This window comes from Luteibacter sp. SG786 (genome assembly GCF_011759605.1).
GTDB lineage: Bacteria > Pseudomonadota > Gammaproteobacteria > Xanthomonadales > Rhodanobacteraceae > Luteibacter.
On sequence record NZ_JAAOYX010000001.1, the window covers coordinates 248,308 to 272,395 of the forward strand.

Sequence of the window (24,088 nt, forward strand, 5' to 3'; positions counted from 1 at the left end):
CGCATGGGAGTGGGCTAGGTGGCGCCCGCGGCTCGGTGGCCGCAAGCCCTGCTGGGCGCTACACTTTCCGTCTTCTTACCACCCCCGAACGAGGTCGAGATGTTTCCGAAGGACGCAACGATCGCCGGCTATGACGACGAACTCGCCAAGGCCATCGCCGACGAGTCCCGTCGCCAGGAAGATCACGTCGAGCTGATCGCCTCGGAGAACTACGCCAGCCCCCGCGTCATGGAGGCCCAGGGCTCCTCGCTCACGAACAAGTACGCCGAAGGCTATCCCGGCAAGCGCTACTACGGCGGCTGCGAGTTCGTCGACGTGGCCGAGCGGCTGGCGATCTCGCGGCTGAAGCAGCTGTTCGGCGCGGACTATGCCAACGTGCAGCCGCATTCGGGATCGCAGGCGAACCAGGCGGTGTACTTCGCCCTGCTGCAGCCGGGCGACACCATTCTCGGCATGAGCCTGGCCCACGGCGGCCACCTCACGCACGGCGCGAAGGTGAACCTGTCGGGCAAGATCTTCAACGCCGTGCAGTACGGCATCGATCCCGACACCGGCCTCGTGAACTACGACGAGATCGAGAAGCTGGCGCTGGAGCACAAGCCGAAGATGATCGTGGCCGGTTTCTCGGCCTATTCGCAGGTGCTGGACTGGGCCCGCTTCCGCGCCATCGCCGACAAGGTCGGTGCCTATCTCTTCGTCGACATGGCCCACGTCGCCGGTCTCGTCGCGGCGGGTGTCTACCCGAACCCCATCGATCACGCCCATGTCGTCACGTCCACCACGCACAAGACCCTGCGCGGTCCGCGCGGCGGCATCATCGTCGCGAAGGGCCTGGGCGAGGAACTGGAAAAGAAGCTCCAGTCGATCGTGTTCCCCGGCATCCAGGGCGGCCCCCTGATGCACGTCATCGCCGCCAAGGCGGTGGCCTTCAAGGAAGCCCTGGAGCCCGCATTCACCGACTACCAGAAGCAGGTGGTGAAGAACGCCAAGGCGATGGCGAAGACCTTCATCGAGCGCGGCTACAAGATCGTTTCCGGCGGCACCGAGAACCACCTCATGCTCATCGATCTGATCGGGCGCGACGTCACCGGCAAGGACGCGGAAGCTGCGCTCGGCAAGGCGCACATCACGGTGAACAAGAACGCCGTTCCGAACGATCCGCGCTCGCCGTTCGTCACGTCCGGCCTGCGCGTCGGCACGCCCGCCATCACCACGCGTGGCTACACGGAGAAGGAAACGGTGGAGCTCACGCAATGGATCTGCGACGTGTTGGACGCGCCGGCCGACGAAGCGGTCATCGCGGCCGTGCGCGAAAAGGTCACGGTGCAGTGCGCGAAGTTCCCGGTCTACGGTTGAGGGCCGGCATCTAGATGCATTGCCCGTTCTGCCAGCACGAAGACACGCGCGTCATCGACTCCCGTCTCACCGAGGACGGGAGCACGGTGCGCCGCCGTCGCGAATGCCCGCAGTGCGGCGAGCGTTTCAACACCTTCGAAACGGCGGAGCTCAAGCTGCCTTCGATCGTGAAGTCCGGCGACCGCCGCGAGCCTTTCGACGAGCACAAGCTGCGCGTGAGCTTCGAGCGCGCGCTGCAGAAGCGTCCTGTGGCCAGCGACGCCGTGGACACGGCTGTCCGCGCCGTCATCAACGACCTGCGCCGCAGCGGCGAGCGCGAGGTCCCCTCGCGCCAGGTCGGCGAACTGGTGATGCGCGAACTGAAGAAGCTCGACCAGGTGGCCTACGTGCGCTTCGCGTCCGTATACCGTCGCTTCGAGGACGTGCACGCGTTCCGCGAGGAAATCGAGAAGCTGGAGCGCGACCTTCCCTCGCTGGAAGGCCTGCAACTCCCCTTGCTCGAAGCGGCAAGGCGCGGCCGCAAGCCCTGATGTCGCGACCGTTCTTCCCGGCCATCGACCATGTCCACATGGCGCACGCCCTGCGCCTTGCGGAGAAGGGCCTTTACACCACGCAGCCGAATCCGCGCGTGGGCTGCGTCATCGCGCGCGGCGAGACGGTGCTCGGCACGGGCTGGCACCAGCGGGCCGGTGAGCCGCATGCCGAAGTGTTCGCGCTGCGCGAGGCGGGCGAGTCGGCACGTGGGGCAACCGCCTATGTCACGCTGGAGCCCTGCGCCCACTTCGGACGCACGCCGCCGTGCGCCGACGCGTTGATCGCCGCCGGGGTAGGGCGTGTCGTCATCGCGCACGAAGATCCTTTCGACAAGGTGTCCGGCGCGGGCATCGAGAAGCTGCGCGCCGCCGGCATCGGCGTGCAGCTGGGTTTGCTGCGCGATGCCGCGCACGACCTCAACGTTGGCTTCTTCAGCCGGATCCAGCGCGGCCGGCCGTGGGTGCGGGCGAAGCTCGCCATGAGCCTCGACGGCCGTACGGCGCTGGCAGACGGTTCATCGAAGTGGATCACGGGCGACGCCGCGCGCGCCGACGTGCAGCGCTGGCGCGCACGCGCGTCGGCCATCCTGTCGGCGAGCGGCACGGTCCTCGCCGACGATCCGCGCCTCACCGTCCGCCTGCCGGAGCACGAGCGCTTCGTGCCGCCCCTGCGTGCGATCGTCGACACCGCGCTGCGCACTCCCGCCGGCGCCCATGTGCTCGACGCCGCGGCACCCACCGTCTTCTTCCATGCCCCCGATGCCCAGGTTCCCGGCCACCTGGAGAGCACGACCCGTGCCGCCATCCGCCGCGAAGACGGCGGCGGCATCGACCTGCACGCCGTGCTGCACTGGCTGGCCTTGCATGACGTGAACGAAGTGCACGTCGAAGCCGGGCCGGTGCTCTGTGGCGCCCTGCTCGCGGCCGGGCTGGTCGACGAACTGCTGGTGTACATCGCGCCGGTGCTGCTGGGCGACAGCGCGCGCCCCATGCTGCACCTGCCGCCGCTGGACGATATGGCCGCGCGCTGGAAACTCCGCACCGTCGATCGCCGCCAGGTCGGCGACGACACCCGTTTGCAACTGCGTCCGCTTCCGTTCGCCCCGTGAAACCGTTTGCCCATGTTCGCTGGGGCATCGTCGGCTGCGGCGCGGTGACCGAAGTGAAGAGTGGCCCCGCGTTTGCGAAGGTGGAGCATTCGTCGCTCGTGGCGGTGATGCGTCGCGATGGGGAGAAAGCCCGCGATTACGCGCGACGCCATGGCGTACCCCGCTGGTACGACGATGCCGCCGCGCTGATTGCCGACCCCGGCGTCGATGCCGTCTACGTCGCCACGCCACCCGCCAGTCACCGCGAGTACGCGTTGATGGCCATCGCTGCCGGCAAGCCCGTTTATGTCGAGAAGCCCATGGCCCTCGACCACGACGAATGCCGCGACATCGTCGCCGCGGGGGAGGCGGCGAATGTGCCGGTATTCGTGGCGTATTACCGGCGCATGCTGCCGCGCTTCCGCCGGATCGCGACGCTTCTTGCCGAGGGAGCCATCGGTACGCCGCGTATCGTGAACGTGCTGCTGCACCATCCGTTGGAGGACCGCTATCGCGATCCCGCCAACCTTCCCTGGACCGTGCGTCCGGAGTTGTCCGGTGGCGGCATCTTCGTCGATATCGGCTGCCACACCCTCGACATCCTGGACTTCCTGCTCGGCCCCATCGCCGATGCGCGCGGCATGGCGGCGAACCAGATGGGTGCCTATCCGGCCGAGGACACCGTGGCGATGGCCTTCCGTTTCGAAAGCGGCGTGCTCGGCACGGGCCTCTGGAACTTCGGCGCGGACCGGCGCGAGGATCGCGTGGAGATCGTCGGCGACCGCGGCCGCCTCGTGTTCGCTACCTTCGGCGACGGCCCGATCGTGCTCGAAGCCGGCGAACGCCGCGAGAGCATCCGCATCGCCAACCCGGAACACATCCAGCAACCCCTGATCGACACCATCGTGGCCGAGTTGACGGGCAGGGGTACGTGTCCATCCACGGCCCGCACCGGCGCCCGCACGAGCTGGGTGATGGATCGGGTGCTCAAGCCGTCGTAAGGGGCGCGTTGCAAACTGCCATTGGGGCCCCGTGGTATCCTGCGTCGGCCTGCTCCCCTGGGAGCGGGCCTTCCAAAGCGTCTTCAGGGCGGGGCGAAACTCCCCACCGGCGGTAGGTTTCCATGAGGAAACGAGCCCGCGAGCGCTCCCGGCCACGCCGGGAGGTCAGCAGATCCGGTCCGATGCCGGAGCCGACGGTCACAGTCCGGATGAAAGAAGACGGCATTCGTTCGCTCCCCCAATGGGGCGCGGCGATGCCATGCCTTGGGGCGTTTTTCGCTCACCATTGCGGGAAACGACCATGAACCACACATTCCGGACGGCACCGGGCCAGGGAGGCCACTGACATGTTCACCGGCATCATCCAGTCGGTTGGCCGCATTGCGCGGCTCGAGCCGCGTGGCGGCGACGTCCGCCTCACCGTCGACACCGCCGGCCTGGACATGGCCGACGTGGCGCTCGGCGACAGCATCGCGGTGTCCGGTGTCTGCCTCACCGTGATCGCGTTCGACAGTGCCAGCTTCGCCGCCGACGTTTCCAATGAAACGCTTTCCCACACCACGCTCGGCAAGCACAAGCCCGGCGACCCGGTGAACCTGGAGAAGGCACTTCGCCTTGCCGACCGCCTGGGCGGTCACCTTGTCTCCGGCCACGTCGACGGCACCGGCAAGGTGGTTTCCGTCGTGCCCGACGGCCGCTCGCTTCGCTGGACCTTCGAGGTTCCCGCTGGCCTGTCGCGGTACATCGCGCACAAAGGCTCCGTCTGCATCGACGGCACCAGCCTCACGGTGAACGAGGTGGACGGCTATCGTTTCGGCGTGAACCTTATCCCCCATACGGTGGAACACACAGCGTTCTCGGCACGCCGCCCCGGCGACGCCGTGAACATCGAGGTGGACGTCGTGGCCCGCTACGTCGAACGCCTGCTCGCCAGCGGCGACGCCCCGCGCCTCGACGAGGCGTTCCTGAAGCAGCACGGTTTCGCCTGAGAGGACGAGGCAACATGGCATTCAATACGATCCCCGAGATCCTCGAGGACCTGCGCAACGGCCGGATGGTCGTGATCCTCGACGACGAGGACCGCGAGAACGAAGGCGACATCGTCATGGCCGCCGAGAAGGTGCGCCCGGAAGATGTGAACTTCATGGTTCGCGAAGCGCGCGGACTGCTCTGCCTCACGCTGACGGAACAGCGCACGCGGCAACTCGGCCTCAAGCCGATGGTCAGCGACAACAATTCGCCTTTCCATACCAATTTCACGGTGTCCATCGAGGCAGCCGAAGGCGTCACCACCGGTATTTCCGCGCACGACCGCGCGCGCACCGTGCAGGTTGCGGTGGCGAAGAACGCGGCGCCGGTCGACATCACCATGCCAGGCCACGTCTTCCCGCTCACGGCCCAGCCGGGCGGCGTGCTTACCCGCGCCGGACATACGGAGGCCGGCTGCGACCTCGCCGCGCTGGCTGGCCTCGAGCCCGCTTCGGTACTCATCGAGATCCTGCACGACGACGGCTCCATGGCACGCCGGCCGGAACTCGAAGCCTTCGCCGCGAAACACGGGCTGAAGATCGGCACCATCGCCGACCTGATCCGCTATCGCCTGGAGACGGAAAAAACCGTCGAACGCGTGCACGAGGAAGACGTCGACACCGAATTCGGACGCTTTCGCCTGGTGGCCTTCCGCGACGCGATCCGGCAGGGGTTGCATTTCGCGCTGGTGCGCGGCGACGTCGCCAACGGCGAGCCCGTGCTGACGCGCGTGCACGTGCGCAATACGCTTTCCGATGTGCTGCACCTGCGGCGCGACGACCTCGGACAGACCGTGACCGACGCCTTGCGCCGCATCGATGCGGAGGGGAGGGGCGTCTTCGTGGCACTCTCCGGTGGCGACACGCCCGAAGCGCTGTTGGCCCGGCTCAAGCGCGACGCGGCCCCGGTACCGGCACCCAAGGACGACCAGGAGTGGCGCCAGTTGGGACTGGGCGCGCAGATCCTGGCCGATCTTGGCGTCACCCGGTTGCGCGTGATGGGCACGCCGCGCAAATTTGTCGGCATCGCAGGCTTCGGCCTCGAGGTGGTGGAACAGGCGAGCTAGTCGATCGATGCCCATACACGACATTCCCCCGAACACCGTCATGCCCACCGGCTACGACATCCGCCTGATCGCCCCGTCCGGATACCCACACGCTCCCGAAGCCATGCAGCGCGGCATCGCGCGGCTGGAGGCGGCGGGACATCGCGTGGATGGCAAGGAGGTCCTCGACCGCCGCGTGCTCCGCTTCGCCGGCACCGACGAGCAGCGCGCGGCCGACATCAACGGGCTGGCCGACCCGGCGCGTCCGTTGCCTGGCATCGCGCTCGCCGTGCGTGGGGGATACGGCGCGCATCCGCTCCTTCCGTTGCTCGACTACGAGCGGCTGGGAACGCGTTTGCGCGATGGCACGGTGGCCCTCGTCGGGCACAGCGATTTCACGGCCGTGCAGTGCGCCTTGTTCGCGAAAGCGGGCATCGTCACGTACGGCGGCCCCATGCTCGGTGCCGACTTCGGTGCGCAGGAACTCGACTCCCTGACCTGGGATCACTTCTGGCGCACGATGGCCAATGAGGAAGGCGAAGCGGACTGGGCAGCGGACACCGCGGCGGATGTCGCTCTCGACGGCCCGCTCTGGGGCGGCAACCTGGCCATGCTCGCCAGCCTCGTCGGATCGCCGTATTTCCCCCGCATCGAAGGCGGGCTGCTTTTCGTCGAGGACGTGGCCGAGTCGCCCTACCGCGTCGAACGCATGCTCTACCACCTGCTCCATGCCGGCGTGCTGGGCACCCAGCAGGCCCTCCTGGTCGGCGACTTCACCGGTTATCGCACGGCGGCCTACGACAACGGTTACGACCTGGACGCGGCACTCGACCGTATCGCCGCGGCTGCCGGCATCCCGGTGATCCGCGGTCTGCCGTTCGGACATGGGCCGGCCAAGTTCACCCTGCCGTTTGGCGTGCCGGCCCGCCTCGCGGTCGCCGGCGGCAAGGCCACCCTTCGTTTCAGCGGCCACCCCCGGCCCAAAACCCCGTAAAATGTCCGGCCGCGCGGCGGCCGACCGCCACAGGACTTTCCGAGCATGAAGATCATCGAAGGCGATTTCGCCACTCCCAAGGGCCGCTTCGCCATCGTCGCGGGCCGTTTCAACGCGTTCGTCGTCGAGCCGCTGGTCGAGGGCGCCCGCGACACGCTGCGCCGCCACGGCGTCGCGGACGACGCGATCGACCTCATCCGGGTGCCTGGCGCATGGGAAATCGGGCAGGCTGCCCACAAGGTCGCGGGCTCCGGCGCCTATGCCGCCGTCATCGGCCTGGGTGCGGTCATCCGTGGCTCCACGCCGCACTTCGACTACGTCGCCGGCGAAGCCGCCAAGGGCCTTGGTCAGGCCGCCTACGCGTCCGGCGTGCCGGTGTGCTTCGGCGTGCTGACCACCGACAGCATCGAGCAGGCTATCGAGCGTGCGGGCACCAAGGCCGGCAACAAGGGTGCCGATGCCGCCATGGTCGCCATCGAGATGGTCAACCTCTACGCGAAGCTCGACCGATGAACACCCCTCCGCACGGCATCGATCTGGCCGCGCGCTCGCGCGCTCGCCGCCGCGCCCTGCAGGCGTTGTACGCATGGCAGGTGGGCGGCAGCAAGATGGCCAGCGTCATCGACCAGTTCCGCCACGAGCAGGACATGGAAGTGGCCGACCTCGAGTATTTCGAGGACATCCTGCGAGGCGTAGAGCAGCACGTGAAGGAACTCGACGACGGCATCAAGCCGTTCGTCGATCGCGAAGTGGGACAGATCGACCCCATCGAACGCGCGGCCCTGCGCATGGGCGCGTACGAACTGAAATACCGTCCCGACGTTCCCTATCGCGTGGTGATCAACGAAGCCGTGGAAGCCACGAAGCGCTTCGGTGCCGATCACGGGCACAGCTATGTGAATGGCGTTCTCGACAAACTCGCGACGCATTGGCGTACCGCCGAGAAGCGATCCTGACGACAGCGCCACCCATGGCTCTCCGTTGAAGGGAAACGCATGGAATTCGATCTGATCGAACGGATCCGCCGGCATACCGAAGTGAATCGCGACGATGTCGTGGAAGGTATCGGCGACGATGCCGCCGTCGTCGCCGTACCGGCCGGCAGGGAGCTGGCCATCGCCGTGGACACGCTGGTGGAAGGCGTGCATTTCCCGGTAGGAACCGCACCCGCCGACATCGGCTGGAAGGCGCTGGCGGTCAATCTTTCCGATCTTGCCGCCATGGGCGCCACCCCCGCGTGGGCGCTGCTCGCGCTTACCACGCCCGATGGCGACGAAACCTTCTTCGACGGGCTCGCGCGCGGTTTCGCCGAGCTTGCCACGCCGTACCGTCTCGCGTTGATCGGTGGCGACACCACGCGCGGCCCGCTCACGGTCACCGTGGCGGTGCACGGATTCTGCGCACCGGGAGAAGCGCTGCTCCGTTCCGGTGCGAGGGTGGGCGATGTGGTGATGGTCACGGGCACGCTCGGCGATGCCGCGGCGGGCCTTCGCTGCCTGGCCGAGCCCGACCCGTCGCTTTACGGTGCGCTGGTGGAACGCCTCAACCGGCCGACTCCGCGCGTTTCCGCCGGACAGGCGCTACGCGGCATGGCCACCGCTTGCATCGACGTGTCCGATGGCCTCGTCGCCGACCTTGGCCACATCTGTGCCGCGAGCGGCGTGGGTGCGGATATCGAGGCCGCCATGTTGCCGCGTTCGTCCGCGTTGCTTACGCATTTCTCGGAGGCCGATACGCTCGACTTCGCGCTTGGCGGCGGCGACGACTACGAGCTGTGCTTCACCGTGCCTGCCGACCGCGCGGGCGAGGTTGGCGCCACGCTGTCGCGCCTCGGCTGCGGTGCCACCCGCATCGGCCGTATCGTCGAAGGCGCGGGCGTGCGCGTGCTCGACGAGCATGGCCATGTGCATGAGCCGGCACGATCCGGCTGGAACCATTTCGCCGCATGAGCACGAAGTACGTTCTCGATCCCGCGGACCGTCGTCGCCTGCTTGCTTCGCCTGCGGGCTGGCTGGCATGCGGTTTCGGGTCCGGGCTGACGCCGAAGGCACAGGGCACGTTCGGGTCGCTCGCGGCCCTGTTGCCCTGGTTGTTGCTGCGCGAGCTGCCGCTGCTCGCATGGCTCGCCATCATCGTCGTGGCCTTCGCCATCGGCGTGTGGGCTTGCGAGGTGTCCGGCCGCATCCTCGGCGTTGCCGACCACCGCAGCATCGTATGGGACGAGTTCGTGGGCCAGTGGATCGCCTTGCTGCCGGCGCTGGTCGCCCCGTGGTGGGCTGTCGTCCTAGGTTTCCTTCTGTTCCGCCTGTTCGACGTCTGGAAGCCATGGCCGATCGGCTGGTTCGACCGTCGCGTGAAAGGCGGTCTTGGCGTGATGCTCGACGATGTGATCGCCGGTCTCTTCGCCGCCGTCGCACTTTTTCTGGTTCTCCGTATCGCACTCGCTGCATAGGCTCCGTTACGCCCAGCCGGCCCACTCACACGTCGCCGTACAACGCCTGCAACGCCGCGATCGCAGCGAGCCCCGCCGTTTCGGTACGCAAAATGCGCGGCCCGAGCTTCAACCCGGTAAACCCGGAAGCCGCCAACGCCGCGCGGTCGCGTTCGCCGAAGCCGCCTTCGGGGCCGATGGCAAGGATGGCGGCGTCGCGGAGCGCGAGTTCGCCTGGGCGCTTCGTACCTTCGGGCAACAGCGCGAGGCGCATCGGACCGCTTTCGCCCAGCGACGCCAGCCACGTGGTAAGCGGCACGGCCGGGTCGATGCGTGGCACGAGTGCACGCCCGGATTGCTCGCACGCGCTTGCAGCCACCGCGCGCCAATGCGCCAGGCGCTTCTCCGCACGCGCGGCGTCGAGCTTTACCTCGGACCGCTCCGTGGTGATCGGCACGATGCGTGCGATGCCCAGTTCGGTGGCCTTCTGCACGATCAGGTCCATCTTTTCCCCACGCGCCACGCCCTGGGCGAGGGTGAGCGACAGCGGCGACTCATTGCCCGGCGCGCGGCCCGCACCCACCGAGGCCACGACCTCCCGCTTGCCCACGCCGATCAGCGTGGCGTCGTATTCCAGTCCGTCGTCGCCGGAAAACAGCACCACGGGGGCCCCGACGTCGAGCCGCAACACGCGCGCCACGTGTTCGCTCGCCTGGGCCGGCAGCACGATGTCGCTGCCGCTGGCGAGGGGAGTGTCGACGTGGATGCGGATGGTGCGCATGGATGTGCCTCGTGTCACTTAAAGTCGCATTGTAGCCGGGGGCAGGGAACGCTATCGTCGTCGGACCGAGCGCAGGAGCCCCGTGCATGCCGATCGTCTGGTACTTCGATTTCGTTTCGATGTTCTCGTGGTTGCAATGGCCCGCGGTCCGCGAACTGGCCACGCAGCGTGATGTCTCGCTGCGACCCATCCTCTTCGGGGCGTTGCTGACGGAGATGAATCACCGTGGGCCGGCCGAGATCCCGCGGAAGAGGGAATTCTCGTATCGCTATGCGCTGTGGCGCGCACGCAAGCAGGGCATACCGCTGCGCTTTCCCGCCGCGCATCCGTTCAATCCATTGCCCGCGCTGCGTCTCTGCGTGGCGGCGGGCACCACGGTGGAAGCCGTGGGCGCGATCTTCGAATGGATCTGGGCGCATGGTCGCGCCGCCGACACGCCGGAGGCGCTGGAGCCGCTGGCCGCCGCGCTCGGCATTTCCGACGTCCGCTCCGCGCTGAGCACGCCGGCGGTGAAGGCCGGGCTGCAGGCCAATTTCGAACAAGCGATGCGCCAGCAGGTGTTCGGCGTGCCGACCCTCGCGATCGGCGACGAACTGTTCTGGGGCGCCGACGCGCACGCATTCGCCATGGACTACCTGGCCGATCCCGGCCTGTTCGCGGAAGGCGAGATGGCCCGGCTGGGCGATCTGCCCGTGGGCATATCGCGTTTCCGATCCTAGGCCACGGCCTTTTCGATACCGGCGATCGCGGTGTCGACCATGAAGTCGATCTCCGTCTCCGTCACCACGTAGGGCGGCATGAAATACACGATGTTGCCCAGCGGCCGCAGCAGCGCGCCATGTTCGAGCCCATGTCGATAGACCCGCAGGCCGCGGCGGTCGGCGGCGGGGAAGGGCGCGCGGCTGGACTTGTCGGCCACCAGTTCGATGGCGGCGATCATTCCTGTCTGGCGCACGTCGGCGACATGCGGATGGTCCACGAGCGGCGCGATCCGTGCTGCCATGTGGGCCGACAGCGCGCGGTTGCGCTCGAGCACGGGGTCGTCGCGGAAGATCTTCAGCGTCGCGGTGGCTGCGCGGCAGGCGAGCGGATTGCCGGTATAGCTGTGCGAGTGCAGGAACGCCTTGCCGGAGGCGTATTCGGCGTAGAACGCGGCATAGACGTCCTGCGTGGTGAGCACGGCCGAAAGCGGAAGGAAGCCGCCGGTCAGTCCCTTGGACAGACACATGAAGTCCGGCGCGATGCCTGCCTGCTCGCAGGCGAACAACGTGCCGGTGCGGCCGAAGCCCACGGCGATCTCATCGGCGATGAGGTGTACGTCGAACTCGTCGCACAGTGCGCGCAGGCCCGTGAGGTACGAGGGGTGGTACATGCGCATGCCCCCGGCGCACTGCACCAGCGGCTCGACGATCACGGCGCAGGTTTCGTGCGCGTGCCGCTCGAGGATGGTGCGCATCTCGACGAGGCGGCGCGCCGCAAGATCCTGCGGCGATTCGCCGGGCTCGCCCTCGTAGGTGTCGGGGGACGGCGCGAGCTCGGGCGTGAGCAGCAGGGGCGCATAGGTCTTGCGATAGAGCGCCACGTCGCTGACCGAGAGCGCGCCCAGCGTCTCGCCGTGGTAGCTGCCGGTGAGGGCGATGAAGCGGGTTTTCTCACCATGGCCCCGGTTGAGCCAGTAGTGGAAGCTCATCTTCAGCGCCACCTCGATGGCCGCGGACCCGTTGTCGGCGAGGAACACCCGCTCGAGGCCGGGTGGCGTGATGCGGACCAGTTCTTCCGCCAGTTCGAGGGCCGGGGCATGGGTGAACCCGGCGAATATGACGTGTTCGAGCGTGTCGAGCTGGTCTTTCAGGGCCGCCCCGATACGGGGTTCCGCATGGCCGAAGAGGTTGGTCCACCAGGAGCTGACGGCGTCGAGGTAGCGCCTGCCGTCGGCCCCCACCAGCCATGCCCCTTCGCCGCGGACGACGGGTACCATGGGCAAGGTCTCGTGGTCGTGCATCTGCGTGCACGGGTGCCAGAGGACGGAGAGGTCGCGGGCGACCAGCGTGTCGACTGCCGTCGAGGCAAAAAGGGCATCGGTCATCCGCCCATGATAATCCCCCCAGGAACGAGGTGATGGTTTGAAGTGGTTCCGCTGGATCGTCCTGGCCGTGGCCTTGCTGGCCGCCGCCGGCGGCCTGTTCTACTGGTTCCTTCCCGCGTCCGTGGCGGTGCCGCTGCTGGCCCGACGTACGCATGGGCTGGGCTTCGAGGGGCTGTCCGGAACGCTGTGGAACGGCCGCGCCGACCGTGTGTTGCTGGCCGACGGCCGCGATCTCGGCACCGCCACGTGGCGGTTGGGCCGGCAGGCGATCCTTGGCCGGACCGACCTGGACATGCACCTCGAAGGCCGTGCCGGGCGTTTCGACGGCCACATGGACAAGAGCGAGGCCGACCGCATGACCCTGACGGGCGTGTCGTTCCGCCTCGACGCCGCGGCCCTCGCCGGCATGGGGTCCGCCGACGACCTCGTGCCGTCGGGCACCGTGGAGGGGCGCATCCCGCACGCGGAACTGCAAGGCAACTGGCCGATGACGCTGGACGCGGCCATCGTCTGGAAGAAGGCCGCATTGCGCACGCCCGAGGGCTACATTTCGCTCGGCGGCCTCGCCCTGGACGCCGCCAGCACGGGTGGCGTGCTGCGCGCCACCTTGCGCGACGACGGCGAGGGTTCCCTCGCGGCGAACGCGGTGCTCGCCGCCTCGCCACTCGGCTGGCGTATCGACGGAGCGCTAGCGCCTCGCCTTTCCGACAGCGCCGTGTCGCACCTCATCGCACGTTTCGGCCCCGTCGGCCGCGACGGTTCCGTCAACCTGCAACGAAAGGTGGGGCTCGCGCCCCGGACAGGCCCATGACCGACATCCTCGACAAGGCGCTGGGCGCCGCGCGCGACGCCGCGGGCGCGGCGGCGGAGATCATCCTGCATTACTGGCGCGCGGGTGTGGACGTGATCGTGAAAGGCGACGACACACCGGTGACCGTGGCGGACCGCGAAGCGGAGCTGGCGATTCGCGGCATCCTCGCGCAGGCGCTGCCGGCAGCGGGCATCTATGGCGAGGAATACGGCGCCGACGACACGTCGCGCGAATACCTCTGGCTGGTGGACCCGCTGGACGGCACCAAGAGCTTCGTGCGGCGCACGCCGTTCTTCTCCACGCAGATCGCCCTCATGCACCGCGGCGAACTCGTGCTCGGCGTTTCGTCCGCGCCCGTGTACGGCGAAAGGATGTGGGCGGTCCGCGGCCGTGGCGCGTTCCTCGACGGCGAACCCGTGCGCATCGCGGCCACCACGGCGATGCGCGAGGCGTCCATCTCCACGGGCAATGTGAAAAGCCTGACGATGGATGGGCGCTGGGATGCGCTGGGCGGCATGATCCGCGACAGCAACCGCATTCGCGGCTACGGCGACTTCTGCCATTACCACCTGCTGGCGCGGGGCGGCATCGACCTCGTGGTCGAGTCGGACGTGAACATCCTGGACGTGGCCGCGCTCGCGGTCATCGTGCGCGAGGCGGGCGGCGTGTTCACCGATCTGGACGGCCGGGAACCCGGTCTGGATTTGCGCAGCGTGCTGGCCGGAACCCCCGCCATTCACGCGGAGGCGCTGGCCCGGCTGGCCCCTGGCGCTACAATCGGGCGATGAACAAACGTCCCACGATCCTCGCGACGCGCGATGCGCCCGACAGCCCCCTCCGCCGCGCGGAGGAAGTGGACCTCGAATTCTCGAACGGCGAACGGCGCACCTACCAGCGCCTGAAGGGCAGCGGCTTCGGTGCCGTGCTCATCGTGGCCATGCGCGATCCGGACACCGTGCTGCTCGTGCGGGAATACGGTGTGGGCGTCGATCGCTATGAGCTGGGCGTGCCCAAGGGCCGCCTCGACCGCGACGAAACCACGGAGCAGGGCGCGAACCGCGAGCTGAAGGAAGAGGTGGGGTACGGCGCCCGCAAGTTGAAGATCCTCGGCACGCTGTCGCTTTCGCCGTCGTACATGACCCATCTTGCGCACGTGGTGCTGGCCGAGGACCTCTATCCGGAACGCCTCCAGGGCGACGAACCCGAGGAACTGGAAGTGGTGCCCTGGCGCATGGACAAGCTGCACGAACTGCTGGCCCGCGACGACGTCACCGAGGGGCGTTCGATCGCGGCGCTCTTCATGGCCCGCGAGTACCTCGCCGGCCGTTACCAGCCGGCGTGACGATGTCGCCCGTGCACTGGCTCGACCCCGTCTGCGCCATCGCGCGGCGCGCGGCCGACGCCATCCTGGCGATCTACGCGCGGGATTTCGAGGTGGTCTGCAAGGACGACGACTCCCCGGTCACCGCAGCGGACCTCGCGGCCGAACGCGTGATCCAGGAAGGCCTGCACGCGCTTGCGCCAGGCATTCCCATCCTCTCGGAGGAAGCCGCGGCGGCACCGTGGTCCGAACGGCGCACGTGGCGCCGCTACTGGCTGGTCGACCCGCTGGACGGCACGCGCGAATTCGTGAAGCGCAACGGCGAGTTCACGGTGAACATCTCGCTCGTGGAGGATCACCGCAGCGTACTCGGCGTGGTGCTGGCCCCGGTCACCGGCGACCTTTACGCCGCCACCTCCGGCTCGGGCGCGTGGCGCCAACGGGCGCCGGAGGCCGCACGGGAGCGTCTTTCCACCCGCCGGGCCAACGGACTCCTGAGGGTCACGGGCAGCCGCTCCCACGGCACGGGGCGCAGCATGACATTGCTCGACCGGCTGGGCGAGCACGAGACGTTCGCCCTCGGCTCGTCGCTCAAGTTCTGCGTCATAGCGCGTGGCGACGCCGATATCTACCTTCGCCTCGGCGCCACGTCGGAGTGGGATACGGCAGCGGCGCAGTGCGTACTGGAAGAGGCCGGTGGCGCCGTGCTCGATCTTGCCGGCCGCCCGTTCCGTTACAACACGCGCGATTCGCTGATCAATCCCGAATTCATCGCCTGCGGCGACCCCGGCATCGACTGGGCCGCGCGGCTCATCGATCCCGAGGAAAATTCATGACGCGGCACGTGGAGGAGCTGATCGCCATCATGGCTCGGCTCCGCGATCCGGAAAACGGATGCCCTTGGGATGTGAGGCAGAACTTCACCACCATCGCGCCCTATACGATCGAGGAAGCCTACGAGGTCGCCGACGCCATCGATCGCGGGGACATGCACGACCTTCGCGACGAGCTGGGCGATCTGCTCCTGCAGGTGGTGTTCCATGCGCGCATGGCCGAAGAAGACGGGCACTTCGCATTCGGCGATGTGGTGGCCTCCATCTGCGACAAGATGCTGCGCCGGCATCCGCATGTGTTCGCGGATGCCACGCACGCGAACGATGCGGAACGATCGCGCGACTGGGACCGCCTGAAGGCGGACGAACGCGCTGCGAAAGGCTCGGCCGACGACAGCGCGCTCGCGGGTATCTCGCGGGGGCTGCCCGAATGGCAGCGGGCGGTGAAGCTGCAGAAGCGCGCCGCAAACGTCGGGTTCGACTGGCCCGACCACCGGCCGGTGCTGGACAAGCTGGCCGAAGAGCTCGAGGAAGTGCGACACGAGTTCGAACACGGTGCCGACGAGGAACGCCTAGCCGACGAGATCGGCGACGTGCTGTTCGTTGCCGCCAACCTGGCGCGGCATGCGAAGGTAGACGTGTCGCGCGCGCTGCGCGGCGCGAACGCGAAATTCGAGCGGCGCTTCCGCGCGATGGAAGCGATAGCGGCCAGCGAAGGACGCGACCTGTCGTCGTATCCGCTGGAAGAACAGGAAGCGTTGTGGACACGCGTGAAGCGCGAGGGCTCCTGAACGTCCCAAGCGCACAACCGCTTGATGTGGGAACAACTGTCTTTTTCAGAAGCCCTCCCAAGCAAAGAGGTTCCCCCGCAAGCATGCGAGCTTTGTGTGGGAGCCGCTTCAGCGGCGATGGATGCTTGCGACAAGCCTGCCCGCTGCCGCGGGATCGCCGGCAAAGCCGGCTCCCACATAAAACACAGGCAGTTCACAGCTAAAAAAAGCGGGGCCTTGCGGCCCCGCTTCGGTGCTCAGTTCTTCGTCGCCGCGCGCTGCTGCATGCGCTGCTTGAAGGCTTCCATTTCCTGGTGGCGCTTCTGGTCCTGCGCCAGGCTCTCGTCGAGGCTCTTGCGCATGGTGGCGATGGCGGCGTCCACGTTCTGCGGCTGCATCTGCGCACGTGCGAGGTGGCGATACGCATAGTCGCGCACCATCGGGTTCTGCGACTTGGCCAGCACGTCGTTGTACAGCGCCGGCAGTTCCTTCGCGCGGCCGCTCATCACGTAGAGGCGCTCCAGGGCGCGCAGATCGCCGATCACGCCGGCATCCTTGTGCATGCCGTCACGGCCATGGTGGCCCCAGCCGCCATGCTCGCCGCGTTCGCCGCGGTTCCACTTCATGCCCTGGTGGTCCGGGGCCTGAGCCGACTGGGCCGGGGCGGAGGGGGCTTTGGGTGCGGCATCCTGCGCGAACGCGAAGGCGGCCGAGCCGGCAAGGAGGAGGGAGGCGGCACTGGCGAGGAGGGTCTTGCGTTGCATAGGGTAGGCTCCGGTTGGGTGTTGCAGGGGGAAAAACGTGCTGCCTTCGCCGCGGTTGACGGACCCGTTGCCGTGCGCTCAGTTTCGCGTGAAGGCGCCGCTGCAACCTTTTGCCGCCGGCGCGCATCCATGGCCGGTCTACAGCTGACACACGAAGGGACATCCCATGCGCAAACTGATCCTCGCCTCGCTGCTCCTGCTGCCCGCCGTGGCCATGGCCGACGACGCCCAATGCAAGTTCCACGCGGACCGCAACCTCGACCTCGACTTCAAGGGCGTGCGCGACATTCGCTTCATCACGAATTCGTACGACCTGCTCGTTTCCGGAGGCGCTTCCGCCGGCAAGGGCACGGTGCGCGGCAAGGCGTGTGCTTCCGACCAGGAAACCCTGGACAACCTCGTGGTCACCCAGACGCGCGTGGGCGACACCATCCTCGTGGAACTGAAGGACGCCCGTTCGCATGGCTTCTTCGGCGGGTGGGGCAACCGTTACGCCGACCTGAAGGTGGAGGCGAACATTCCCTCGGACATTCCGGTGAAGCTGAGCGTAGGCTCCGGCGATGCCAAGGCACGCAACCTCGCCTCGCTCGACGCCCAGGTCGGCTCGGGCGACCTGGAAGCCCACGACATCAAGGGCAAGGTGCGCGGCACGGTCGGGTCCGGCGACCTGAAGCTCGAGGACACGGGTGAGGTGGACATCGACTCCATCGGTTCCGGCGACTTCGGCGCGAAGCGCGCTGCCAATGTCCGCATCGGTACCATCGGCTCGGGCGACGCCAAGATCGAAGGCACCCAGGGCAACGTACAGGTGGGCACCATCGGGTCCGGCGACCTCGACGTCAGCGACGTTCACGGCGACCTGACCGTACGCTCGATCGGTAGTGGCGATATCGATCACCGCGGCGTCACGGGCAAGGTGGACATCCCGCACGACAAGGATTGATACCGCGCCAACAGGGCAGCCCGTACCGGTATGATCCCGCCTTCGCCTGCGGGATTTCCCTGATGACGTGGTTGCCCGACTCGCTGCGCCAGCTGCGCCGCGACATTCTTTTCCTCGTGCTGCTCGTGGTGGCGATCGCCTTCGCGGTCGCCAACCCGTCCCGTCTGCCGCAGTGGCCTGGCCTGGTCGACTGGCCCACCATCGCCGCGCTTGCGGGGTTGCTCCTGCTCACCAAGGCCGTGGAGTCCAGCGGCGCGCTCGATGTCGCGGGGCGCTGGCTCATCGATCGCACCTCCACGCGCCGCGTGGCCGCAATCGGCCTCGTGGCCGCGGCGGCCGTGCTTTCGATGCTGCTCACCAACGATGTGGCGTTGTTCGTGGTGGTGCCGCTGACCTTGCGCATGTGTCGCATCGCGCGCATGCCGGCGACGCGCATCGTGGTGTTCGAGGCGCTGGCGGTGAACGCCGGGTCGATGCTCACGCCGATCGGCAACCCGCAGAACCTGTTCCTCTGGCAGCAGTGGAACAACGGTTTCGGCGGCTTCGTGTGGGCCATGCTGCCGCTGTCGGGTGCCGCACTGGCGTTGCTGTTGGTGCTTGCCGCACTTGCCTTTCCCGCCGACCCGCTGGAAGTGCACGAGCAGGCCGAAGAGCACGTCGACCGCACGATGCTCGTCGCCGCCGCGGTGCTCTATATTCCGTTCATCTTCGCTGCCGACCTGGGCCATGCGGCGTGGGGTCTCGTCGGCGTGGCCGCGGTGTTCCTCGTGCTCCGTCGCCGCGTGGTGGCGAGCATCGATTGGGGGCTGCTGCTCACCTTCGTGCTGATGTTCGTGGACCTGCGGCTGCTCGCCGGCACGGGCATGGTGAAGACGTTCATCGCCGGGTTGGGCCTGAACGAGCCGTCGCACCTGTACGCCACCGGCGCGCTCGCGTCGCAGGCGGTGAGCAACGTGCCTGCGGCGATCCTCCTTGCGGAGTATTCACACGACTGGCGCACCATCGCCTATGGCGTGAACGTGGGCGGGTTCGGCTTCGTGCTGGGCTCGCTCGCCAACCTCATCGCGCTGCGGCTGTTGGGCGAGCGCAAGGCGTGGGGCACGTTCCACCTGTGGTCGGTGCCGTTCTTTGTGGCGGTTGGCCTGATCGGCTGGCTGCTGCTCTGAACGACGGTGCTCCAGGCATGGCGGCAGCATTGTGGGAGCCGCTTCAGCGGCGATAAGGGCGCGGCAATATGGCCCGCTGCCGCGGGATCGCCGGCATAGCCGGCTCCCACAGGACGCGCTAAGCCTTGCGGTTACCGGTGGCGCCCGTGTTGCTGTTGCCCTTGTCGAACGCCTTGATGAAGTCGCGTACCTCGGGATAGACGGTGTCGCGCCAGCGGCGGCCGCTGAAGATGCCGTAGTGGCCGGCGCCCTCCACCGTGATGTGCTTGCGGCGTTTCTTTGCGATGCCCGTGCACAGGCCATGCGCGGCTTCGGTCTGGCCGGCGCCGGAGATGTCGTCCAGTTCGCCTTCGATGGTGAGCAGGGCCGTGGACTTGATCTTCGCCGGGCGCACGAGTTCGCCGTGCACTTCCCAGGTGCCCTTGGGCAGGCGATGTTCCTGGAACACCGTTTCGATGGTGTCGAGGTAGTACTCCGCGGGCATGTCGAGCACCGCGTTGTATTCGTCGTAGAACTTGCGGTGCGCCTCGGCGTCATCGAGGTCGCCCTTGCGCAGGTTCTCATAGAAGTCCCAGTGCGACATGACATGGCGGCTGGGGTTCATGGCGATGAACCCCGCGTGCTGCAGGAAGCCCGGATACACGTCTCGACCGGCGCCGGGGTACTGGTAGGGCACCTTGTGGATCAGCTGGTTGCGGAACCACGACAGTGGCCGCGTGGTGGCGAGGTTGTCCACGCTGGTCGGGCTTTTCCGGGTGTCGATCGGCCCGCCCATCAGCGTGAGCGTGGCGGGCGTGGCTTCGCCGCGCGCCGCCATGAGCGATACCGCCGCCAGCACCGGCACGGTGGGCTGGCACACGGACACCACGTGCGCGCGGTGCACGCCGACGTGGCGGATGAATTCCTCGATGTAGGACACGTAATCCGCCAGCGAGAAGGTGCCTTCCTCCAGCGGGATCATGCGCGCATCAACCCAGTCGGTGATGTACACCTTGTGGTCGCGCAGCAGGGTGCGCACGGTATCGCGGAGCAGGGTGGAATGATGCCCGGACAGGGGCGCGACCACGAGCACAGCGGGATCGTGCTTCATGCGGTCCACGGTGGCCTGGTCGTCGGAGAAGCGCTTGAAGCGCTTCAGCGTGCAGAACGGCTTGGCCATGGACACCTGCTCGACGATCGCCACGTCGTGCCCATGGGCGTGCACGCTATGGATGTCGAACTCGGGTTTCTCGTAGGCCTTGCCCAGGCGGTACATCAGTTCGCAACCCGCGGCCGCGCGGTCGGCGCCGGGCATGCGGGCGAACGGACTGGCGATGTCGCCGAACATCTTCGCCCCCGCCTCGGCCCAATACGAAAGCGGGCTGAGCATCGAGCGTTGCCATTCGTGCATGAGGTAGAGCATGCCGCTGCGTCCGGGCCAAAAGGTGGCGCATCATAACCAGTTGCGCCGCGCCATATGTAAAGCCCCTGTTTTTACTCGATTTAGAGAGGGGCTTTGCGGCAGACCAGCAGGACCTCGTCCACGCCCGGCGCCGGTTGGAAGCCTTCCGTGAACACCAGCGGCTTCTGGAAACGCACGCCCAGGGGCATGAAAACCCGGTTGTACCACCACATGGCGCGTGCCCTGTGGTGGGTGAGGAAATACTGGCCCAGGTCGAGCAGCTTCGACGATTTGGGCTGCATGCCATAGACGGCGCTGCGCTCGATGGCGAAGCCGTGGCGGGACAGCAGGTCGCGGATGGCCTCTGGCTCGTACCGGCGGTAATGCCCCACGAAGTCGTCGAAAGGGGTCCAGGCCTCGGGATGCAGGGGCACCGAGAGCAGCAGGCGAGCGCCCGGCTCCGCCACGCGGGCCAACTCCCCCAGGGCACCCTCGTCGTCCACCACGTGTTCCAGGATGTCGAAGGCGCACACGAAGTCGAAACTGGCATCGCGGAACGGCAGCGCGCCGATCATCGCGTTCGCGACGCGGGCGCCGCTGCGGCCCAGTTCGGCGAGCGCCGGGCGGCTGAGGTCGACGAACTGGGTATCCGCCAACGGCAGCCGGGGCCGCAGGCCCGGGGCCACCTCGAGGCGGCGGGAGGTCTGGGCGGCCAGTTCCGACACCAGGGGCCAGGTGTTGAAGCGCTCCGGCGCGAAAAGCTTGGCCTCTGACCACAAGGCGTCGTAGAAGCGCTTGTTGCTGCCGATCAGTTCGGCGTCCGTGCGCGCCGCCGATGGGCCCGAGGTGAACGATGCGGTGGTCATGCGGTACCTCGGGAGTAGGGGTTGGATCAGCGCAATCGCGCCAGTTCGCGCAGCAGCGGCAGGCGCCGCACGCGAACCGCCGTGGCGCGGAATACGGCGTTGGCGAGCGCAGGCGCCGCGGACGGCACGGCGACCACGCTCGCGCCCGTGGGCTCGGCGGTGGAGGGCACGATCACCGTTTCCACTTCGTAGGGCATGGGCTGGGTCGCGGCGATTGGATAGTCGCGGAAGCCGGTCTGCTGCACCTTACCGTCTTTCACCGTGATGGCAAGGTTGAGTGCGGTGGAAAGCGCGTCGAGCGTGGCGCCCTGCAACTGTGCCTCGAGCCCCAGGGGATTCACTGCGCGGCCGACGTCGGCGACGCAGACCACGCGGTGGATGTCGATACCGTCTTTTGTGGGCGCCACTTCGACCGCATGCGCCACGTAGGCGCCGAATACGTAGGCGCAGGCGATGCCGAGGCCGTTCTCGCTGCGCAGCCAGCGGCTCCAGTCGAGCTTCTCCGCGGCGAGCTTCAGTACGTTCGCCATGCGTTCGGTGTCGATGGGGCCACCGCGCCCGCTGTAGGGCAACTGGCGGGCATTGCCGAGCAATGCCAGGCGGAAGTCGAGCGGGTTGGTGTTCGTGGCGTGCGCCAGTTCGTCGATAAAGCTTTCGCTGGCGAACGTCGGCGTGACGTGCGGCGAACCGCGCCACTCGCCGCGGGCGAGCCGCGACGGCAGCGGATACCAGTCGCTGCGGAAGTTCGGCACGAGGCCCGCCGGCAGGGCGTCGGGCACGAGCTCCGACTGCCACAGGCGGTTGTCGGGGACGCCGCGCCCGGCGAGCGCGGACGGGCTGGCCATGCGCTGGTGCCAGCCGACGATTTTCTTCTTGCGGTCCAGCGACGCGTTGAGCCGGTGCACGGCCAGCGGGCGGTAGAAGTCGCGGGAGAGGTCGTCGTCGCGCGTCCAGAGCACCTTCACCGGCCGGTTGCGGATCTCGTCCGGCTTCTTGGCCAGCGCGATGGCCATGGCCTCGGCGATGTAGTCCGATTCGAGGCGGCGCCCAAAACCGCCGCCGCCGCGCGGCACCTGGATGTCGATCTGGTCGGGACGGAAACCGGTCATGCGCTGCACCACCGCGTACACCTGGCGCGGCGACTGCGTGGCCGCGATGACGGTCACGCTGGTGTCCGGATCCAGGCGAACCACGCAGTTGGGCGTTTCGGCCGTGGCGTGCGCCACCCACGGCTGGAAATAGGTGGCCTCGAGCGCGCGCGCCGCCTTCTTGCGCGCAGCGGCGGTGTCGCCGTCGTTGCGCACGGTGGACGGCGCGATCGTCTCGTCGTCGAACGCCTGCAGCGCCTGCTGCTCGAGCGCGGAGACCGCCGGCTCGGGAGAGCCGTCGGCTTTCCACGCGGCCTTGAGCGCGGCCCGTCCGCGCAGTGCGGACCAGGTGTCGCGGGCAAGCACGGCAAGGGCTGGCGCCTGTGCGGTCATGCCCGGCGGCTGGTTCGCTTCCGGGGCGATGTCGAGGACGGCGTAGACACCGTCGACCTTCTGCGCGGCTTCGCGGTCTGCGTTGTCCAGTGTGCCGCCGGGATAAGGGCAGCGCGCGAGAACGGCGATGACCGGATCGCCGATGTTTTCGTCGAAGGCGTAGCGAAGCGTGCCGGTGACGACGGCGCGTGCGTCCACATCGCCGGCAGGCTGGCCGATGAGGCGGTAGCGATCCGGCGACTTGAGCGGCGGAGGGCTGGCCGGCGCGTCGATGCCGGCGGCCGTGGACGCGAGATCGGCGTAGGACACGCGCCGGTTGTCGCTGGCCAGAACCATGCCGTTCTCGGTACGCAGGCGCTCCGCGGGCACGCCGAGGCGGCGCGCCGCCGCCTGCAGGAGCAGCCAGCGCCCGAGCGCACCGGCCTGGCGCAGATCGGCCCATGCCGCGGGGATGCTGGTGGCGTCGCCGCTGCGCTGGCGCCCATAGGTGAATTTCGCCTCGCCGTTGCCCATGGTCACGCCAAGGCCGAGCGGCTCCACGACGACCCGTGTCCAGTCGGCGTCCAGCTCCTCGGCGATGATGCGGGCCAGCGAGGTGGAGGTGCCTTCGCCGTTGTCGGGATCGCGCACGCCGATGAAGATGCGACCGTCCGCCGCGATGCGGAGGTACGGGCCCACCTGTGTCCATGTGTCGCCGAGCAGGCCGAGCGGTGGCGGACGATCGACCGCGCCGACGGTACCGATGCCGATGACAAGGCCGCCCGCGGTGCCGGCGGCAAACTTGAGGAAGCGGCGGCGGGAAAGGCGGACCTCGCCGCTCATGCGTTGCCGTCCTTCATGGCGTCCGCGGCGCGCTTGATCGCCTTGCGAATGCGGCCGTAGCTGCCGCAGCGGCAGAGGTTGCCGATCTTGTCGATATCGGCGTCGGAGGGATTCTTCTGCCGGGAGAGCAGGTCGACCGCGGCCATGATCTGGCCGGGCTGGCAGTAGCCACACATGATGGCGTCCTCGTCGATCCATGCCTGCTGCACCGGATGCAGCTTGCCGTCGGCCGCGGCGAGGCCCTCCACCGTGGTGACGCGCTTGCCGCGCATCTTTTCCATCTTCGTTTCGCACGAGGCCACGGCCTTGCCGTCGACGATCACGGTGCAGAAGCCGCAATCGCCCTGGTCGCACCCGTACTTGGCGCCCGTGAGGCGCAGCACGTCGCGCAGGTACCACAGTAACGGCATCGCGGGATCGCCCGTATGCTTGTAGCGCTTGCCATTGACGATGACGTCGATGCCTTCACGCACCGGCTTGGACGCGGTCTGGCCGGCCTCTTGCCGGGGAGGTACGGGAACGGGCGACGTCGGGCCTTGCTGTGCCATCTGCTTTCTCAGAGTGTCCCTAGATAACCGGGCCATTG

General features: G+C 67.9%; 26 protein-coding genes and 1 riboswitch. Of the genes, 19 read left to right on the top strand and 7 right to left on the bottom strand.

Translation table 11 applies throughout. The annotated features are described in order from the left end of the window. The first annotated feature begins 99 nt into the window (after positions 1-99). From glyA to FHS47_RS01080, 11 genes are all read left to right on the top strand, one after another. The gene (glyA, locus tag FHS47_RS01030; protein WP_167021957.1) at positions 100-1,356 is read left to right on the top strand and encodes a serine hydroxymethyltransferase; all 1,257 of its coding nucleotides are present in this window, start codon (positions 100-102) and stop codon (positions 1,354-1,356) included. A gap of 14 nt (positions 1,357-1,370) precedes the next feature. Then, the gene (gene nrdR / locus FHS47_RS01035) at positions 1,371-1,886 is read left to right on the top strand and encodes a transcriptional regulator NrdR (protein WP_167021959.1); all 516 of its coding nucleotides are present in this window, start codon (positions 1,371-1,373) and stop codon (positions 1,884-1,886) included. Further along, positions 1,886-2,998, top strand: coding sequence for a bifunctional diaminohydroxyphosphoribosylaminopyrimidine deaminase/5-amino-6-(5-phosphoribosylamino)uracil reductase RibD (gene ribD / locus FHS47_RS01040; protein WP_247741264.1), 1,113 nt, complete (start codon positions 1,886-1,888; stop codon positions 2,996-2,998). Before nrdR ends, ribD begins: the two co-directional genes overlap by 1 nt. Continuing rightward, positions 2,995-3,978 (top strand): Gfo/Idh/MocA family oxidoreductase, encoded by a 984-nt coding sequence (locus tag FHS47_RS01045; RefSeq protein ID WP_167021961.1) that lies wholly within the window; start codon positions 2,995-2,997, stop codon positions 3,976-3,978. The genes ribD and FHS47_RS01045 overlap by 4 nt, the downstream gene beginning before the upstream one ends. A gap of 75 nt (positions 3,979-4,053) precedes the next feature. Then, positions 4,054-4,203: riboswitch (FMN riboswitch) on the top strand. 122 nt (positions 4,204-4,325) lie between these two features. After that, positions 4,326-4,967, top strand: a complete 642-nt coding sequence (locus FHS47_RS01050) for a riboflavin synthase (RefSeq protein WP_167021963.1) — start codon at positions 4,326-4,328, stop codon at positions 4,965-4,967. 14 nt (positions 4,968-4,981) lie between these two features. Then, complete coding sequence (ribBA, locus tag FHS47_RS01055; protein WP_167021965.1) at positions 4,982-6,073, top strand: bifunctional 3,4-dihydroxy-2-butanone-4-phosphate synthase/GTP cyclohydrolase II; 1,092 nt, start codon at positions 4,982-4,984, stop codon at positions 6,071-6,073. Positions 6,074-6,080: 7 nt separating this feature from the next. Continuing rightward, positions 6,081-7,046 carry a muramoyltetrapeptide carboxypeptidase gene (gene ldcA, locus FHS47_RS01060; RefSeq protein ID WP_208381721.1) on the top strand — a complete coding sequence of 322 codons (966 nt, stop codon included), beginning with the start codon at positions 6,081-6,083 and terminating at the stop codon, positions 7,044-7,046. Between the two features lie 45 nt (positions 7,047-7,091). Beyond that, positions 7,092-7,559: a 6,7-dimethyl-8-ribityllumazine synthase gene (ribE, locus tag FHS47_RS01065; protein ID WP_167021967.1), complete on the top strand. Its 468-nt coding sequence runs from the start codon at positions 7,092-7,094 to the stop codon at positions 7,557-7,559. Continuing rightward, positions 7,556-8,002, top strand: a complete 447-nt coding sequence (gene nusB, locus FHS47_RS01070) for a transcription antitermination factor NusB (protein WP_167021969.1) — start codon at positions 7,556-7,558, stop codon at positions 8,000-8,002. The genes ribE and nusB overlap by 4 nt, the downstream gene beginning before the upstream one ends. 39 nt (positions 8,003-8,041) lie before the next feature. Further along, on the top strand, positions 8,042-8,995 hold the full coding sequence (thiL, locus tag FHS47_RS01075; RefSeq protein WP_167021971.1) for a thiamine-phosphate kinase: 954 nt from the start codon (positions 8,042-8,044) through the stop codon (positions 8,993-8,995). Continuing rightward, on the top strand, positions 8,992-9,498 hold the full coding sequence (locus FHS47_RS01080; RefSeq protein ID WP_167021973.1) for a phosphatidylglycerophosphatase A: 507 nt from the start codon (positions 8,992-8,994) through the stop codon (positions 9,496-9,498). The genes thiL and FHS47_RS01080 overlap by 4 nt, the downstream gene beginning before the upstream one ends. Before the next feature lie 25 nt (positions 9,499-9,523). On the opposite strand, the gene FHS47_RS01085 is transcribed toward FHS47_RS01080, so the two are convergent. Then, the gene (locus FHS47_RS01085; protein WP_167021975.1) at positions 9,524-10,258 is read right to left on the bottom strand and encodes a 16S rRNA (uracil(1498)-N(3))-methyltransferase; all 735 of its coding nucleotides are present in this window, start codon (positions 10,256-10,258) and stop codon (positions 9,524-9,526) included. Between the two features lie 86 nt (positions 10,259-10,344). Here FHS47_RS01085 and FHS47_RS01090 point away from each other — a divergent pair, with 86 nt between their 5' ends. Continuing rightward, positions 10,345-10,977 (top strand): DsbA family protein, encoded by a 633-nt coding sequence (locus FHS47_RS01090; protein WP_167021977.1) that lies wholly within the window; start codon positions 10,345-10,347, stop codon positions 10,975-10,977. Here FHS47_RS01090 and FHS47_RS01095 read toward each other — a convergent pair. After that, positions 10,974-12,344, bottom strand: a complete 1,371-nt coding sequence (locus FHS47_RS01095) for an adenosylmethionine--8-amino-7-oxononanoate transaminase (RefSeq protein ID WP_167021978.1) — start codon at positions 12,342-12,344, stop codon at positions 10,974-10,976. The two genes, FHS47_RS01090 and FHS47_RS01095, sit on opposite strands and share 4 nt — an antisense overlap. Positions 12,345-12,381: 37 nt before the next feature. Between FHS47_RS01095 and gspN the strand changes: the two genes are divergently transcribed. From gspN to mazG, 5 genes are read left to right on the top strand one after another with little or no spacing between them, the layout of a single operon-like run. Next, complete coding sequence (gene gspN / locus FHS47_RS01100) at positions 12,382-13,155, top strand: type II secretion system protein N (protein ID WP_167021979.1); 774 nt, start codon at positions 12,382-12,384, stop codon at positions 13,153-13,155. Next, complete coding sequence (locus FHS47_RS01105) at positions 13,152-13,943, top strand: inositol monophosphatase family protein (protein WP_167021981.1); 792 nt, start codon at positions 13,152-13,154, stop codon at positions 13,941-13,943. Before gspN ends, FHS47_RS01105 begins: the two co-directional genes overlap by 4 nt. Then, positions 13,940-14,497 carry an ADP compounds hydrolase NudE gene (gene nudE, locus FHS47_RS01110; RefSeq protein ID WP_167021983.1) on the top strand — a complete coding sequence of 186 codons (558 nt, stop codon included), beginning with the start codon at positions 13,940-13,942 and terminating at the stop codon, positions 14,495-14,497. The genes FHS47_RS01105 and nudE overlap by 4 nt, the downstream gene beginning before the upstream one ends. A gap of 2 nt (positions 14,498-14,499) precedes the next feature. Then, the gene (gene cysQ, locus FHS47_RS01115; protein WP_167021985.1) at positions 14,500-15,312 is read left to right on the top strand and encodes a 3'(2'),5'-bisphosphate nucleotidase CysQ; all 813 of its coding nucleotides are present in this window, start codon (positions 14,500-14,502) and stop codon (positions 15,310-15,312) included. Then, on the top strand, positions 15,309-16,100 hold the full coding sequence (gene mazG, locus FHS47_RS01120) for a nucleoside triphosphate pyrophosphohydrolase (protein ID WP_167021987.1): 792 nt from the start codon (positions 15,309-15,311) through the stop codon (positions 16,098-16,100). Before cysQ ends, mazG begins: the two co-directional genes overlap by 4 nt. A 236-nt stretch (positions 16,101-16,336) precedes the next feature. On the opposite strand, the gene FHS47_RS01125 is transcribed toward mazG, so the two are convergent. Beyond that, positions 16,337-16,843 carry a hypothetical protein gene (locus tag FHS47_RS01125; protein WP_167021989.1) on the bottom strand — a complete coding sequence of 169 codons (507 nt, stop codon included), beginning with the start codon at positions 16,841-16,843 and terminating at the stop codon, positions 16,337-16,339. Between the two features lie 166 nt (positions 16,844-17,009). Here FHS47_RS01125 and FHS47_RS01130 point away from each other — a divergent pair, with 166 nt between their 5' ends. Both FHS47_RS01130 and FHS47_RS01135 read left to right on the top strand, forming a co-directional pair. Next, on the top strand, positions 17,010-17,786 hold the full coding sequence (locus FHS47_RS01130) for a DUF4097 family beta strand repeat-containing protein (protein ID WP_167021991.1): 777 nt from the start codon (positions 17,010-17,012) through the stop codon (positions 17,784-17,786). A gap of 62 nt (positions 17,787-17,848) precedes the next feature. Next, positions 17,849-18,952 (top strand): SLC13 family permease, encoded by a 1,104-nt coding sequence (locus FHS47_RS01135; RefSeq protein ID WP_167021993.1) that lies wholly within the window; start codon positions 17,849-17,851, stop codon positions 18,950-18,952. A 118-nt stretch (positions 18,953-19,070) separates the two neighbouring features. On the opposite strand, the gene phaZ is transcribed toward FHS47_RS01135, so the two are convergent. From phaZ to FHS47_RS01155, 4 genes are all read right to left on the bottom strand, one after another. Then, entirely contained in the window at positions 19,071-20,354 is a 1,284-nt protein-coding gene (phaZ, locus tag FHS47_RS01140; RefSeq protein WP_167021994.1) for a polyhydroxyalkanoate depolymerase, read from the bottom strand. 80 nt (positions 20,355-20,434) lie between these two features. Further along, complete coding sequence (locus FHS47_RS01145) at positions 20,435-21,199, bottom strand: methyltransferase domain-containing protein (RefSeq protein ID WP_167021996.1); 765 nt, start codon at positions 21,197-21,199, stop codon at positions 20,435-20,437. 26 nt (positions 21,200-21,225) lie between these two features. Continuing rightward, on the bottom strand, positions 21,226-23,502 hold the full coding sequence (locus FHS47_RS01150) for a molybdopterin cofactor-binding domain-containing protein (RefSeq protein WP_167021998.1): 2,277 nt from the start codon (positions 23,500-23,502) through the stop codon (positions 21,226-21,228). After that, positions 23,499-24,050, bottom strand: coding sequence for a (2Fe-2S)-binding protein (locus FHS47_RS01155; protein WP_167022000.1), 552 nt, complete (start codon positions 24,048-24,050; stop codon positions 23,499-23,501). Before FHS47_RS01155 ends, FHS47_RS01150 begins: the two co-directional genes overlap by 4 nt. Positions 24,051-24,088 lie beyond the last annotated feature (38 nt).

Excerpts from the sequence above, each read along its gene's own strand:
- glyA (WP_167021957.1), top strand. The coding sequence starts at position 100 with ATGTTTCCGAAGGACGCAACGATCGCCGGCTATGACGACGAACTCGCC.
- nrdR (WP_167021959.1), top strand. The coding sequence starts at position 1,371 with ATGCATTGCCCGTTCTGCCAGCACGAAGACACGCGCGTCATCGACTCC.
- ribD (WP_247741264.1), top strand. The coding sequence starts at position 1,886 with ATGTCGCGACCGTTCTTCCCGGCCATCGACCATGTCCACATGGCGCAC.
- FHS47_RS01050 (WP_167021963.1), top strand. The coding sequence starts at position 4,326 with ATGTTCACCGGCATCATCCAGTCGGTTGGCCGCATTGCGCGGCTCGAG.
- ribBA (WP_167021965.1), top strand. The coding sequence starts at position 4,982 with ATGGCATTCAATACGATCCCCGAGATCCTCGAGGACCTGCGCAACGGC.
- ldcA (WP_208381721.1), top strand. The coding sequence starts at position 6,081 with ATGCCCATACACGACATTCCCCCGAACACCGTCATGCCCACCGGCTAC.
- ribE (WP_167021967.1), top strand. The coding sequence starts at position 7,092 with ATGAAGATCATCGAAGGCGATTTCGCCACTCCCAAGGGCCGCTTCGCC.
- nusB (WP_167021969.1), top strand. The coding sequence starts at position 7,556 with ATGAACACCCCTCCGCACGGCATCGATCTGGCCGCGCGCTCGCGCGCT.
- thiL (WP_167021971.1), top strand. The coding sequence starts at position 8,042 with ATGGAATTCGATCTGATCGAACGGATCCGCCGGCATACCGAAGTGAAT.
- FHS47_RS01080 (WP_167021973.1), top strand. The coding sequence starts at position 8,992 with ATGAGCACGAAGTACGTTCTCGATCCCGCGGACCGTCGTCGCCTGCTT.
- FHS47_RS01085 (WP_167021975.1), bottom strand. The coding sequence starts at position 10,258 with ATGCGCACCATCCGCATCCACGTCGACACTCCCCTCGCCAGCGGCAGC.
- FHS47_RS01090 (WP_167021977.1), top strand. The coding sequence starts at position 10,345 with ATGCCGATCGTCTGGTACTTCGATTTCGTTTCGATGTTCTCGTGGTTG.
- FHS47_RS01095 (WP_167021978.1), bottom strand. The coding sequence starts at position 12,344 with ATGACCGATGCCCTTTTTGCCTCGACGGCAGTCGACACGCTGGTCGCC.
- FHS47_RS01105 (WP_167021981.1), top strand. The coding sequence starts at position 13,152 with ATGACCGACATCCTCGACAAGGCGCTGGGCGCCGCGCGCGACGCCGCG.
- nudE (WP_167021983.1), top strand. The coding sequence starts at position 13,940 with ATGAACAAACGTCCCACGATCCTCGCGACGCGCGATGCGCCCGACAGC.
- cysQ (WP_167021985.1), top strand. The coding sequence starts at position 14,500 with ATGTCGCCCGTGCACTGGCTCGACCCCGTCTGCGCCATCGCGCGGCGC.
- mazG (WP_167021987.1), top strand. The coding sequence starts at position 15,309 with ATGACGCGGCACGTGGAGGAGCTGATCGCCATCATGGCTCGGCTCCGC.
- FHS47_RS01125 (WP_167021989.1), bottom strand. The coding sequence starts at position 16,843 with ATGCAACGCAAGACCCTCCTCGCCAGTGCCGCCTCCCTCCTCCTTGCC.
- FHS47_RS01130 (WP_167021991.1), top strand. The coding sequence starts at position 17,010 with ATGCGCAAACTGATCCTCGCCTCGCTGCTCCTGCTGCCCGCCGTGGCC.
- FHS47_RS01135 (WP_167021993.1), top strand. The coding sequence starts at position 17,849 with ATGACGTGGTTGCCCGACTCGCTGCGCCAGCTGCGCCGCGACATTCTT.
- phaZ (WP_167021994.1), bottom strand. The coding sequence starts at position 20,354 with ATGCTCTACCTCATGCACGAATGGCAACGCTCGATGCTCAGCCCGCTT.
- FHS47_RS01145 (WP_167021996.1), bottom strand. The coding sequence starts at position 21,199 with ATGACCACCGCATCGTTCACCTCGGGCCCATCGGCGGCGCGCACGGAC.
- FHS47_RS01150 (WP_167021998.1), bottom strand. The coding sequence starts at position 23,502 with ATGAGCGGCGAGGTCCGCCTTTCCCGCCGCCGCTTCCTCAAGTTTGCC.
- FHS47_RS01155 (WP_167022000.1), bottom strand. The coding sequence starts at position 24,050 with ATGGCACAGCAAGGCCCGACGTCGCCCGTTCCCGTACCTCCCCGGCAA.